Annotated in this window: 10 protein-coding genes; 5 read left to right on the top strand and 5 right to left on the bottom strand. The window is 61.4% G+C overall.

Annotation, left to right across the window (positions count from 1 at the left end; genetic code table 11):
• The 3 genes from EDC35_RS04250 to EDC35_RS04260 all read right to left on the bottom strand — a co-directional run bounded on the left by EDC35_RS04250 (position 1) and on the right by EDC35_RS04260 (position 2,601).
• Complete coding sequence (locus EDC35_RS04250) at positions 1-1,023, bottom strand: hypothetical protein (RefSeq protein ID WP_132975999.1); 1,023 nt, start codon at positions 1,021-1,023, stop codon at positions 1-3.
• Positions 1,024-1,105: 82 nt separating this feature from the next.
• The gene (locus EDC35_RS04255; RefSeq protein WP_243651422.1) at positions 1,106-1,849 is read right to left on the bottom strand and encodes an ABC transporter ATP-binding protein; all 744 of its coding nucleotides are present in this window, start codon (positions 1,847-1,849) and stop codon (positions 1,106-1,108) included.
• Positions 1,846-2,601, bottom strand: coding sequence for an ABC transporter permease (locus tag EDC35_RS04260; protein ID WP_165903345.1), 756 nt, complete (start codon positions 2,599-2,601; stop codon positions 1,846-1,848). The genes EDC35_RS04255 and EDC35_RS04260 overlap by 4 nt, the downstream gene beginning before the upstream one ends.
• Before the next feature lie 286 nt (positions 2,602-2,887).
• Between EDC35_RS04260 and EDC35_RS04265 the strand changes: the two genes are divergently transcribed.
• A complete protein-coding gene (locus EDC35_RS04265) occupies positions 2,888-4,339 on the top strand; it encodes a class I SAM-dependent methyltransferase (protein WP_165903346.1) in 1,452 nt (483 codons plus the stop codon).
• 24 nt (positions 4,340-4,363) lie between these two features.
• The gene (locus EDC35_RS04270) at positions 4,364-7,900 is read left to right on the top strand and encodes a glycosyltransferase (protein ID WP_132976002.1); all 3,537 of its coding nucleotides are present in this window, start codon (positions 4,364-4,366) and stop codon (positions 7,898-7,900) included.
• Between the two features lie 55 nt (positions 7,901-7,955).
• Here the strand turns inward: EDC35_RS04270 and EDC35_RS04275 are convergent, their stop codons facing one another.
• Entirely contained in the window at positions 7,956-8,657 is a 702-nt protein-coding gene (locus tag EDC35_RS04275) for a class I SAM-dependent methyltransferase (RefSeq protein ID WP_132976003.1), read from the bottom strand.
• A gap of 244 nt (positions 8,658-8,901) precedes the next feature.
• Positions 8,902-9,087, bottom strand: coding sequence for a hypothetical protein (locus EDC35_RS04280; RefSeq protein ID WP_132976004.1), 186 nt, complete (start codon positions 9,085-9,087; stop codon positions 8,902-8,904).
• A 59-nt stretch (positions 9,088-9,146) separates the two neighbouring features.
• Here EDC35_RS04280 and EDC35_RS04285 point away from each other — a divergent pair, with 59 nt between their 5' ends.
• The 3 genes from EDC35_RS04285 (at position 9,147) to EDC35_RS04295 (ending at position 13,847) form a co-directional block, all read left to right on the top strand.
• Positions 9,147-9,347 (top strand): hypothetical protein, encoded by a 201-nt coding sequence (locus EDC35_RS04285; RefSeq protein WP_132976005.1) that lies wholly within the window; start codon positions 9,147-9,149, stop codon positions 9,345-9,347.
• Between the two features lie 231 nt (positions 9,348-9,578).
• Positions 9,579-9,833, top strand: a complete 255-nt coding sequence (locus EDC35_RS04290; RefSeq protein WP_132976006.1) for a hypothetical protein — start codon at positions 9,579-9,581, stop codon at positions 9,831-9,833.
• Between the two features lie 345 nt (positions 9,834-10,178).
• The gene (locus EDC35_RS04295) at positions 10,179-13,847 is read left to right on the top strand and encodes a beta strand repeat-containing protein (protein ID WP_132976007.1); all 3,669 of its coding nucleotides are present in this window, start codon (positions 10,179-10,181) and stop codon (positions 13,845-13,847) included.
• The last annotated feature ends 102 nt before the right edge of the window (positions 13,848-13,949 follow it).

Genomic DNA, 13,949 nt, shown 5'->3' on the forward strand with positions numbered 1-13,949 from the left:
TCAACATGAAAGTCTCAGTTTTTTATCCAGACGAAGGATGGCGCGAGCCATTTCAGCGCATAGACGATCCATTTTTTCATCCGTTGCCGGAATCGGCTGCCAGGGCGCGACAGCTTTGTCACGATAACATCCGGCGTCCCACCATCCTGGATCGGATTGCAACGCCTTCAAGGATTCACGGTCCAGATGCCTGTCCAGTTTTCTGTTGCTTTCACTGCACTCACGAATGATGTGGTCTGCATGCTGAGGCGTAATGACCCAGGGTGTTTCGCCGCTCAGACCAAGATGTCTCGATAAAACAAAATCCATGACGGATGCGCTTGGAGAAGCGCGCAGATCGCGATGACGCTGATATAAACGAAGGATTTCCGATGGCAGACCTTTGTTGACCTTATCCTGAGAGTCGCGATTGAAAACAATGCCGGCATGCTCAAAAAAATCGGACACAACATCTTTCCCGAGCAGCTTCACTTTGACCTGCGAAACACCCGGAACCTGTTTCCATCGGTCAATGAAGCGGTCCCAGCGGATCGATGGCAGGCGATATTCAATGTATTCGTCCAGGCTTTTTCCGGTCCATGCACCCCATTGCCACCAGGCAGAGTTCATGAATTGAACCTGTGGCCTGATATAGGCAATGACCTCCACCTGAATCCCAAGTCTCTCGAAGAAAGCGATATCCCTGAAGCCAAGCCCAACATTGAACCAGCCTTCGCTTGAAAAGATCAGACCGTCATGGTCAGCCAGAGCGGTCGCCAGCTTTTTTCTCGTTTTCGCATACCATTCATCATCAAATGTCTTGATTTCCTTCAAATCTGGCGAAGGGATATATCCGCGCGCATACCGATTCAGCCGTGCTTTCAGCTCTGACCCAAAACAAACGCCCTCGACTGAATCAAAGACCGCATAGGCATCACGTCGTCCATCCGGCGACAACAGATCCCTGCCCTTTGAGAGTTCTGTTTGCAAGGCGCTGCTTCCGCATTTGCTGGCGCCGATATGGAAAATGATGCGTTGTGACATGGACTGATCTTCCCGGCAGGTTCTGTGATCTCGATAGCGATTTATCTCGGGTGATGATGGATGAGATGAAAGCAGAAACCGCTTACCTTGACCGTACTGACCTGGTCTGTTTCCGCCGCCGCGCCAGTTCGTCGCGATACGTTGCCGTCACCTCATCGACCGGACCGACCGCGCGGGTGACTCCCTCTTCGATCCAGACCGCGCGATCACAGAGTTCACGAATCGTTCCGGCGTTATGCGAAACCAGCACGATGGTCTTGTCCGAACGAATCCGCGCATGCATGGCCTCGGTCGATTTGGTCCTGAATGATTCGTCACCGACCCCCAGCATCTCATCGATCAGAAGGATATCCGGCTCGACCTGATAAGCCACCGCAAACCCCAGACGTGCGCGCATCCCCGATGAATAGGTGCTCAGAGGTGCATCGATGAAATCGCCCAGTTCCGAGAACTCGATGATGGCCTGCATCTGTGCCTCGACTTCACGCCGTCTCAAACCCAGCAGGATGCCGCTGAGGATGGCGTTCTGGCGTCCGGTCAGATAGGGCACGAACCCGGTCTGGAGCGACAGGAGCGCGGCCGTGTAGCCATGATTGACGAAGTTTCCGCGATCATGCTTGATGATTCCCGCCAGCAGACGCATCAGCGTGCTCTTGCCGGCGGCGTTGCGTCCGATCACGCCCAGTGTCTCGCCGTGATGCAGCGTAAAACTCACATCCTTCAACACCCAGAACGGCGGCTGCGGGCGCAGCGAGAGCCCCCCCGAACGAAATGCCAGACCCACCTGATCCAGCGACAGCAGCGGTTGCATCCTGTCTGCATTCATGCTTGACGCACCAGTCGCGGGTAAACCTGATCCAGACGCTGGATCAGAATCGTTGCCAGCGTCAGCACCAGCAGCGACAGCAGCGCGATGACCGTCAGTCGCCCCCAGTGCGGCCAGCCCCCCTTCAGCAGAATGACGTGATAATCATGGATCAGACTCGCCATCGGGTTGAGAAAAAACCAGAAGCGGTAAGGCTCGGGAATGTCGTTGGCTGAATAAAAAACACCGGACAGGAAAAACTGGAGATGGAGCAGATGACCGACCAGCAGTTTCAGATCAGGGAGATAAGGGACGATGGCCGCCAGCACCAGTCCCAGCGCCATGCACAGCAGCAGTTGCGTCAGCAGCACCAGCGGCAGAGCCAGCCAAGACGCGCTCGGGCTGTACCCGGAAATCAATAGAAACAGCAGGAGCACGCACAGCACCACTGCAAACTTGGTGAGGTCTGTCAGGAAGGTCACCAGCGGAAACACCAGCTTGGGCACATAGACCTGATTGATCAGTCCCTTGCCATTCAGAATGGTGCTGCCGGCATGCGACAGCGTCTGATTGTACCAGGTCCAGGCCACGAGTCCGGTGAGGAGGAAGGGGACATAGCCTTCGCCCCCGCGATGGAAGATAAACCCGAACACCACATAAAACACCAGCATCGAGAGGATCGGGTCAAGCACCCACCACAGATAGTTGACGTAAGTCTTGGCCGCCTCCGCGCGCAGATCGGCGTAGGTCTTATAGAGCACCAGATCGATCATGCGCGGATCGATCCAGCGCCCCCCCCCTCCAATTCCACGGTGACTCATCTGCATTGGCAAAACGATTTCAGACCTTAAAAAGTCGCGCATTATAGCGCCTGAGCCTGGATCGGCGATGCCGATTTTGCAAAAGGAACCCGCTCGCAGGCGACTGGCGGATCCTCAGCGACCTCTGCGAGCCATTGGAATTGGCGCCTGCGAACGGCTCCAGGGGCCATCATGAAATGTGCCCGCCCATGCTATGATCGCGCCCCAAGATTGCCGACGAGGATCACAGGAAAACATCATGCACCGTTTTTGGGACACCATCATCGAACCGCTCCTGCGCGCACTCGATGCGCGCCGGATCCTTGAGATTGGCTCGGATGCAGGCGACAACACGCGCCATCTGCTCGATTACTGCCAGGAAGTCGATGGCTTCCTGGAGGTGGTCGATCCCCTGCCTCAGTACGATTCCGAGACCTGGTTCGAGCCCTGGCCTGGACGTGTCAGCTTTCATCGCGATCTCAGCCTTAACATCCTGCCGCAGATCGCGCCGGTCGATGTCGCGCTCATCGACGGCGACCACAACTGGTACACCGTTTACCATGAGCTGAAACTCATCGACAAAGCCGCCCGTCAGGCGGGGCAACCCTTTCCGCTGGTGCTGCTGCACGACATCGAATGGCCCTATGGTCGCCGCGATCTCTATTACGACCCGGACACCATCCCGGTTGGACACCGCAAACCCTATCGCACCCAGGGTCTGCGCTATGGCGAGTCCAGACTGGCTGAAACCGGCGGGCTCAACCAGGGGCTGTGCAATTCCATCTATGAGCACAACCATCAGAACGGCGTTCTGACCGCAGTCGAGGACTTTCTGGCCGAGATCGGCGACGCGCTGCGGTTCGAGCGGCTGCCCGGCATTCATGGCCTGGGCATCCTCTATCCGGCGGCCCTCGAAGATCACGACGCCTTTTCGCAGTTCATGCTGGAGATTCGCCCAACCCTGCGTCAGCGCCACTTCATGGAAATGATCGAAGCGCAACGGCTCATCCTGCAGGTGCGCGACGCCGAACAGCAGGCTGAATTGCGGGATCTGCACCAGTTGCATGCGCAGCGAATGGCGCAGATCCGGCAAAGCGAACAGGAACAGGCCGCGCTGACCGAACGGCTCAGCGCCACGGAGCAGGAGCGCGACGTCTCGGCACACGAGCGCGAGACCCTCGCCGAGCGTTTGCAGACCGCCGAAGCCGAACGCATCGCGCTGGCGGATCGCTGCGTGCATTCCGAGCAGACACGCCATGTCCTGAGTCAGCAACTGGAGCAGGCCGAGACCGAGCGTGCCGCGCTGACTCAGAAACTCAACAAGGCCGAGACCGAGCGCGCCGCGCTCACACAGAAACTCACCAAGGCCGAGACCGAGCGCGCCAATCTCGCTCAGAAGCTCGCCAGCCTGACGACAACCCGCGCCCAGTCCGATAAACGTCTGGCCGAGCAGGAACAGCGTCTGGCAGCCCAGTCGCGTCGCACGAGCGAGCTGGAAGCCGTCCTGCAACGCTATCGTGGCGGGATCGAGCGGCTCGAAAAGGACTACCAGGCCGTCAAATCATCCGCCCGCTGGAGAGTCGGCTGCCGTGTGGTGCGCCTGCTGGAGATCCTGCTCCTGCGCGGCAAGCCGCCGCTGGTCATGGATCGCATGGCGGACACCTTCGCCGCCGCCCGCAACTGGGGTCCGCGCCCACCGGCAAAGCCCTGATCCGCTGCGCGCACCAGATGATCAATGGCCGTTTTTGGCTGGAACCCATTCACCTTCACCGCAACGGCCATCCGTCCCGTCAAGCCCATGTTTAACGATCCGGTTGACTTTCCCCTCAAGCTCATCGTCTATTCCGACGGCCCCGGCCCCGAGCTGCGTCTCACCCTCGAAGCCCTGGCCGGCGCGAACGACGGTGCCGGTGACATCCATGTCGTACTCGACTGGGATCCCGCCGAGCCCGACCCGGCGGATCTGACCTTCGGCGCGTCCTGCGCCACCCCGCCGTGTCTGCATCGTCACCCTGAACAGCACGGCTTCTATCCCGCTGTGCATGCCGCGATCAACGCCATCGGCCCGGCGCACATCGGTCTGATCCGCCAGGGCAGCATCTTGTCGCCAGCGGCCCTTGCCAGTCTGGTACGCGGCATCACCCAGCAGGGTTATGCCGCCGTCAGTCCGGTGACCAATCGTCTCGCCGGCCTGGCCATTCCGCTCGCCCCCGGCGACACCCCGCTGACCCTCAGCGCCCGGCTGGCGCTCGGTTTTGGCGAGGGCGCCATTGTCCCGGCCCCGCTGCTCGATCTCGATGTCCTGCTGCTGGCGCAGACGACCCTGCAGGTCGTGCCCTTTCCGCACTTTCACAACGACCCGACCGACCAGTCGCTGGTCAACTTCATGCTCGCGCTCAGCGCGCGCAGGCTGCCGCTCGGCGTCTGTCTTGACGCCTATGCCTACAGCCTGCCGCGTCCCGGTGCCTCGCCCGTTATGTCTGCTGACACCGATGCGGATACCGCCGCCATCGCCCGTCTCGCCGCCCTAGTGCATCCCGAGTCGGAACGTGCCGATCTGACCGCCCGTTTCACCGACTTCGCCACCGCCCAGGCCGCGCGTCGCGCACAGATCCTGGCGCAGCGCCCCATCCTCACCGCGCCCGCCACCCTCTGTGTGCTGATGTCCAGTCTCCAGCTCTACGGCGGCGTCATCGTCCTGGTCAACTGGATCAATCAGCTCATTCTCAAGGGGCTGGATGTCCGTCTCTATGTCCAGAATCCGGGGCAGGGTCCGCATCCAGGGCTGCATCTGCTATGTCAGCCCAAACCCTTCGCCGCCTACGACGCCATGGCCCGCGAACTGCCGGTCGGTACCCGCGTCGTTGCCACCTTCTGGACCACCGCCGAAGCCGCCTGCGAACTGGTGTGGCGCATCCCGCGCGCGCGCGGCTACTATTTCATCCAGGATGCTGAACAGCGTTTCTATCGCGATGAAGGCCGCGAGGCCGAACACCACCGCCGCGCCGCCGCCAGTTATCGCCTGCCGCTGACCCAGATCGTCACCTCGCGCTGGATCGCCGGGCAGATCGCCGAGAGCAACCCCGACGCCATCACCCGCATCCCGGTCGGCATTGATCACAGCCTCTTTCCGCCCACGCCGCCTGCACCCGCCGCCCCGGATCGTCGGTTCGCCCCGGTACTGGTCGCCATGGCGCGTCCCGAAACACCCCGTCGCGGCTACGATCTGCTCATCGCCACCCTGGCTCTGGTCTATCGTCGTCATCCGCTGATCCACATCCGTCTGTTCGGCTCCAAGACCCTGGGCGATGCCGACCTGCCTTTTCCCTGCGAGCGGCTGGGCGTGGTCGATCCTCCCGCCCTGCGTGCCATCTATCGCGATGCCGATCTCTTTATCGACACCTCCGACTTCCAGGGCTTCGGACTCGCCCCGCTCGAAGCCATGGCGCTCGGCTGCGCCTGCGTCCTCACCGACAGCGGCGGCATCGCCGAATATGCGCAGCACGGCGTCAATGCCCTGATCGCGCCGCACGACCCCACCGCACTCGCCACCGCGCTCTGCGAGCTCATCGAGCACCCCAGCCAGCGCGCCCGACTGGCCGCTGCCGCCGTCGAGACCGCGCGACGCTTCGACTGCGCCCGCACCACGGCGGGCTGGCTGAGCGTCTTTCAGGAAGAAGATCGCCGCGCCGACGAGATCCACGCCGCCCGCCTGCCGCCGCGCGGTCTGGTCGTCATCGTACCGATTTACAATCAACTGGAGGTCGTGCGCTCCTGCATCGACAGCGTCCTGCCAACCCTCGGCGACAGCCATCATCTGCTCTTGGTCGATGACGGCTCCGCCCCGGACACAGCCGCCGCCCTGGACGCTTATGCGCAGGGCCATCCGCGCGTTACCTGTCTGCACAACGCCGTCAATCTCGGCTTCGTCGGCGCCGCCAATCGCGGCATGGCCTGGGCCGGCGAGCGCGGACACGACATGATCCTGCTCAACTCGGATACCGTCGTCGTCCCCGGCTGGCTCGACCGTCTGGAGACCGCCGCCGTCCTCAACCCCGAGGTCGGCATCCTCTCGCCGCTTGGCACCGCCAGCTCGCATCTCTCACTGCGTCTGCTCCCCGGTCACAGCGTCATCGATGCGGATCGCTGGCTCCAGCGCGAGATCACGCCCGTCTATCCCACCGTCATCACCCCCGAAGGCTGGTGCTTCTACATCCGCCACGCAGTCTGGCGGCGTCTGGGCGGTTTTGACCCCATCTTCGGGCGCGGCTACTGCGAAGAATCCGACTATTGCCTGCGTGCGCTGGCCATCGGCTGGCGCCTCGCCGTCTGCGACAACCTGCTGATCCACCACCAGGGTCAGGCCACCTTTGGCGGCCAGCGCGACGACCGCTACCGTGCCAACCGTCGGATCTTCGATCAGCGCTGGGACATGATCTACCAGCGCCACTACCGCGACTTTCTTGCCGCCGACCCGCTCGGCCCGCTGCGTGCCCGTTATCAGGCAAGCGGCGGGCAGACTCTCTGCCTCCTGGCGGGAGAGGGTAGGGGAGATGGGGCCGGCCTGCCGCCACGCTGCAACCTCTGCGGCAGCACCGACTTCCGCCCCCATGGCGAACGTCCCGAATGGATCTGCGCCCAGTGCGGCTCGCATGACCGCACCCGGCTCATGGGACTCTATCTCAGCCGGCTCGACCTGCCCGCCGATGCCCGCATCCTGCACCTCGCCCCTGAGCGCGGCATCTATCAGGCGCTGGTCGCACGCTTCGGTCTGGACCGCTACGAGACTGCCGACATCGACCCCTCGCGCTACGCCTTCGCGCGCAACATCCGGCGTCTCGACCTCTGCCAGCTCGACGATCTCCCGTCCAACCATTACGATCTCATCCTGCACAGCCATGTGCTGGAACACACCCCCTGCGATATCGCCTATACGCTCGGACACCTGCATCGCGCCCTTGCCCCGACCGGCATCCATCTCTGCATCATCCCCTTCATGGGCGGCGTCTATGACGAGTCCTTCGAGGACATCGGCGACGACGAGCGCACGCGCCGCTTCGGCCAGTTCGACCATGTCCGCCGCTTCGGTCGCGACGACGTCGATCGCCACCTTGGCGCGCTACTGGACTTCAATCCCCACTTCGACGCCACCGCCGATTTTCCTCCGGCCCTGCTGCGCCAGTGCAACATCGCTGAAGCCATCTGGCACGGACTCAGCACCAAAACCGTGCTGGTTCTGCCCAAGCAGGCGTATAAAGGGATTCTTGGGTAAAGTGCCTGCGCGTGGCCCGTAGCCCTCCCACGCTCCAGCGAAATGGGAGCCAGAATTACGGAATAGGCCCGAGACAGACGACCGGATTGGTTTTGTTGAGATACCGAACACGATCACGATTCACGACCTGACGCCAATAATCGGCGCCGGGAAAATTCTCCTCCTCCGGAATCAGCACCGTCTTGAAAAACCGCCGCAGCAGGTTGTGCAGATCGCGATAACTGTATTCGATCTTGTGATGCTCCCAGGCGGGATTCAGCAGGGTCTGCTCATGCCCGCAGGGCGTACTGAACAGCAGCAGACCATTAGGCGACAACTGACTGACGATCCGCAGCAGCGCGATCTCGCGATGCAGCAGATGCTCCAGGGTATCGAACGACACAATCGCATCAAAGACCCCGAGCGAACCCACCGGACCCGGCGCCCCCGCCTCCCAGGTCACCAGATTCCCCTGCGTATAGGTCAGATTCGGGCGCGCATAGGTTGCCGCTGCGAGCGCCACACCGCGTGGATCGTAATCCGCCCCCAGAATCTGTGCGTCCGGCATCTGCCCGGCGAGAATGAAAGAGCCGTAACCGGATCCGCAGGCGATATCCAGCACCCGCCGGGGCCGAAACATGGCAAGCACCTGCTTCGCCCAGTGATAACGGGCCAGGTGATGCAAACCCTGCATGTCGTCGCCGGCCAGATAGGGTTCGATTTCAAGCCCCAGTCTGGGTTGGAAGAACTCGGGCGTTTCATGCAGATTCTTATCCACGACCGGATTCCCCGCGATGAGTTGGAATTCGCACGGAAGGGGTTCGATTCTGGTATTCCAGACAGAGATTCATGCGGGATGACTCCAGGGCAGCGGTAACGTGAGCCAGCATAACACGCCGTGCGCCAACTCGAAGACAGCGTGGTAGCCAGAGAAAAATGCCCCTCTTGGACCTCGCCAGCCTGTTGTAACATGCTGACTTCTCTGCCATCCGGAGCCTGCCGCCATGCCCGCCTCCCCCCGGCTACTCTGGCACCGCCTGTTCGGCATCGCGCTGGTTGAGCAGTTTGTCGGCACCCCGTGGCGGGTCGAGCTGGAACTGGAACTGGCCTTGCGCAGCCAGCGGCTCGACATCGTGCTGAACGCACGCCCGGCGCGGCGACCGGCGCGGCGCCGAGCCTGCCTGACGGACTCGACGACCTGCGCGCACATAATCTGCTCACCTACTAAATCGGTTCGCGAATCCCTCACCGCCTGGAGTTTCCCGACATGGCCTACACGATGCAGGACTTCATTCGCGACACGAATCGGCTGTTTATCGAAAATCTGACCCCGGAACAGCGCCGGGAGGTCGCATCACACCTCACCCCCGAAGAGCGCCTGCGCGGTCTGCCACCCGAGGACCGTTTGCTCGGCCTGCCACCCGCAGAGCTGCAACGTCTCCGCGAGCTGCTCAATCGCCTGAATTGACCGGGCGCTGTGCCGGCGTCATCACGCAGGCTCCATGCTCCCGGCATGGGAGCCAGAACCAGAACGCGCCAGCGTCACCTCACATCCAGCCACAGCGCCCGTCACCTCCACGGAACTTTCCGCCCCCCACATTGCCCACGCTGAGACCAGGAAAACGCGATATGCTGTCACACACGGTTCAATCAGCCGAACCGCAAATGCCCAGACCAACCCTTTACCCCCGGAGTCCCCGTGAGCGTCAATCCACTCGTCGTCCAACAGATCGCCGCCGAACTCTTCATGCCCGCCCTGCAGCAGGCCGTCATCCAGGCCAAAGAGCAGGGCTGCGCCAAGGAAGACGTGCTCTATGCCCTGGGCAATGCCTATCTCACCCTGATCACCCGCTTCATCGGCGACCAGACCAACACTGAAACCTTTTTGCAACGACAGCTCGATTACCTGCGCGCGCAGTCAGACGCCCCCGCGCCGCAGCCGATTTCCGGCTGAACCGGGCCATCTGTTGCGCATCTGCCGACCCTGTCGCATTCATGTCAAGGAGCTTGAAAAATCGCTGTAAACCTGCAACACTCGCCATCGCGTGACATCCAGGCGATGGCGGATGACAGTCGCGCCACGCTCAACGCCTGACGCGAGCGCCAGACGACCAAGTCGATGCGGATTCAGCTTCGGTTGTGACGGCTTGCAAGCCTCGCACAAGGCAAAGTAACATGGGGGCGTGATGCCTCGGTCCTTATAAGGTGGGCCGTCCCGATCCAAAAGATCAAATACCCCCGTTCCATCGTCTACCTAAACGTCCTGCAATTCATTTGACCTCATCATCAGGAGAGATCCATGGCTGACCGTATCGGCTTGTACAATACCACTGGCAGTTCCTTCTTCCTCCGCAACGACCTCGCCAGCGGCATTGCGGACACCACCTTCGGCTTCGGTGCGGCGCCTTCGACCTCCACCGCGCTGACTGGCGACTGGGACGGCGTGGGCGCTGACGGCGTGGGTCTCTATAATCCCGCCACCGGCACCTTCTTCCTCAGCAATGGTCTGACCCAGGCCACCGTCAATACCGGCGTGACCACCCTCCAGTTCGGCCCCGCCACGTCCGACATCATCCCGCTGGTCGGCGACTGGGACGGCAACGGCACCGATACCGTCGGTCTCTACCGGGTCAGCGACGGCGTCTTCTTCCTGAGCAACGGCACCGATCAGGCCACGGTCAATACCGGCGTGAGCACCATCCAGTTCGGCCCCGCTGGCACCGACATCATCCCGCTGGTCGGTGACTGGGACAACAACGGTACTGACACCGTTGGTCTCTACCGCGTCAGCGATGGTGCCTTCTTCCTCAGCAACGGCACCACCCAGGCCACCGTCAACACCGGCGTGACCAGCTTCTTCTTCGGCGCCCCCGGCGCTGGCACCAAGCCTCTGGTCGGCGACTGGGACGGCAATGGCAGCGACACCGTTGGCATTTACAACTCCAGCAACGGCGCCTTCTTTGTCACCAATGGTAACACCCAGGCCACCGTCAACACCGGCGTGGAGAGCTTCTTCTTCGGCCCCGGCGGTACTGACTGGAATCCGCTGGTTGGCGAGTGGGTGGCTCCGGCCCCGACCTTCACGCTCACCGCTGCGTCCACCACGGTCAACGAAGGCAGTGCGCTGACCTTCACCGTCACCCTGGCCGCCGCACAGGCAACCGCCACCACCGTTACCTTCCAGCTCAAGCCGGGCGATGCGGCGGCGGCGAACTTCGGCACCACCAACACCAATCTCGCTGATTTTGCGGGCGGCGCCTTCAATCCCGTCACCGTGACCATTCCGGCCGGTTCCACCACCGCGACCTTCCTCACCGCGCCCCTGAATGACAACCTCACCGAGTTCGCCGAGGCCTTTTCGGTCGAGGCGACGGTAGGCGGCGTGACCAAAAGCTTGGGCGCGACGGTGCTGGATGGTGCCAGCGGCGGCGGGCAGGTCTTCACGCTCACGGTCGATGAGGACAGTGGTGCCGCGTTCCTTGGCAGTGCGGGAAATGATACCTATAACGGTGCCGCAATCAACATCAATGGTTACCTGCACAATACCTTGCAAAGCGTCGATTCACTGGATGGCGCCGGCGGCGTCAACACCCTGGACGTGACTGAGGTGGAAGGCGCGAGCATCGCTGCCACTCTGAAGAACATCCAGAATGTGAATGTGCGGTTTACGTCTGATAGCTCGGCGACTGCTACGCGGACGGTTACTGACACTGTGTCGTCTACCGAAACGGCTACCGAAACGGCTACCGAAACGGCTACTGAATCGGCTACTACTTTAACGGCATCGACGGCAACCCTCACTGGCACGGCTACCGTTACCGCCACTACAACACCGATTACTAACACTATCACGGAAACCGATACAGTAACACTTACCGTTACCGGATCAACTGGTACTGCTACTACTGCTACTGCTACATTTACGGCAACAGGCACAGAAACGAGTACGGCAACCCAAACCGCTACCGCGACTGTCACCTCCACCGCTACAGCGACGTTGACTGCAACCGCAACCGCAACCACAATCACCGAAAACACGGTCACCGAGACGGTCACCGAGACGGTCACCAATACGGTTTATACCGTAACGGGAACCGTAACCGAGACCATCACAAATTACGACGCCGATCTCAGTCTGACCAACGCCACTGGCGTCGAAAATGTGACGGTTGCCGGCAGCGCCTACGAAGGCTCGGTCACGCATCTGGGCGCAGTGGCGAATCTGGCGATCAAAAACCAGAAGGCCGATGTCAACTTCGATGGCTCCACCGCCACGACCCTGAATCTGACGCTGGACACCGTTGGCACCGTCAGCCAGACCGCTCCGGTGACGACCTGGGTGGAACTGGGCGAAACGACGGCCTCCAAGGCCACCACGCTGAACGTCGTGGCGAACAATTCGAATGTGGCGGTGAATGATTCCACGGCGAATCAAATCATCAAAACTCTGACGGTCGATGCCACCGGCGCGAATGTCCTGGCGCTTTACGAAGCGGTCAAGGCGACCACCGTCACCGTGACCGGCACCGGTTCCGTGGATCTGCTCGCTGCACCCTTTACCGGTGCGCTCACCAAATTCGACGCCTCGACCAATACCGGCGGCGTCAAGGCCGATATCCAGAGTACGGCGACTGTTGTTGTGACGACCGGCGACGGCGCCGATTGGATCGACATGGATACCACGGTGCAGGCGGGTAGCTCGGTGGATCTGGGCAAGGGGAATGACACCCTGCTGGTCGGCGCGAATCTGGCGCTGTTCAACCCGGGAGTGAAGGGTGGCGACGGAACCGATACGATCAACATCACCAACGGGGCCACGCTGACATCGCAGAACAGCAAGTTCATCACCGGTTTCGAGGTGCTGGATGTCTCCGGCGGCACGGGCAGCTACGATGTCTCGCTCAACAGCTTCTCCACGGTGCAGATCGATGAGACCGTGAATGATGCGCTGGCGGGCCCGGTGACCTTCACCAAGGCCCCGGACGCCTTCACCCTGACGGTGGCGAGCGAGGCGCTCGATAGTGATTTTGCGGTTGGTCAGGCCATTGACGTGGTCTTGAACGACGCGGCCGGCACCACCGCGACGGGTAATGCCGAGACCTTCACCCTGATCGGCAACATGCGTGATGGCAACAAGAATAATGTTGCCGATGGTCACATCGACGCGAATGTCATTACCGTGGCAGGTGTCGAGAATCTGGTGGTGCAGTCCAATGTGACGACGCTGGATGGCGGCACCAAGGCGCTGTCGGCGGCGAATCATACGCTGACCGCTTCGTTGATCGCGGCACAGGCGGAGACCCTCACCGTTCAGGGCGCCGGGAGTGTGGATCTCAGTGGCGTTAGCGCGATCGGCGTACTGACCACCGTCAATGCGGCGGGCTCCACCGGTAATGTCAAGCTCGATTTGAGCGCCCACACCAAGAGTGTCGGTTACACCGGTTCCGATGGCATCGATACCTATATCGCGTCTGCCGCCGGCGGCAACATTTACACCGGCAAGGGCGCGGATATCGTGACGCTGGAGGTTGCCGACGCTGTTCGCGATACCTTTGTCCTGAAAGCCGCCACCGATTCGCAACTGGCGGACAACAATGGCGACGGGAAGGTGACCATTGCGGCTGACATGGTCAAAGCTGGCGTGCAGATGATCGATCAGATCGTCAACTTTAATACGGGTGGTGGCGTCACCGATGATCGCCTGGATGTGACGAACTTCAGCTTCGCCGGTGCGCAACGTGGCATCGTGGATGTGAGTTCGTTGGTTAGTGTGACCACCGATCTGACCAGCGTGGCTGACCTGTTCAACTCGGTGGCGGGAGATCGCGGGCTGGCCTACTCCAATATTGGGCTTGACAGCTACGTGTTCGTCGATGTCAACAAGGATGGCAACTTCACGGCGGCGAATGACCTGATCATTCAGTTGACGGGTGTCGCGTCGCTGTCCGAGACCGACATCAACTTCTAATCGCCCTGACGAGGTTCGTCAGGTCCGCCTGACGTTCCCGAAGTGATGACCGAACCCCGCCTCCTGCAAAGGGGGTGGGGTTTTTTCTAAATGCAGTTCTGG

This window comes from Thiobaca trueperi (assembly GCF_004342175.1).
GTDB lineage: Bacteria > Pseudomonadota > Gammaproteobacteria > Chromatiales > Chromatiaceae > Thiobaca > Thiobaca trueperi.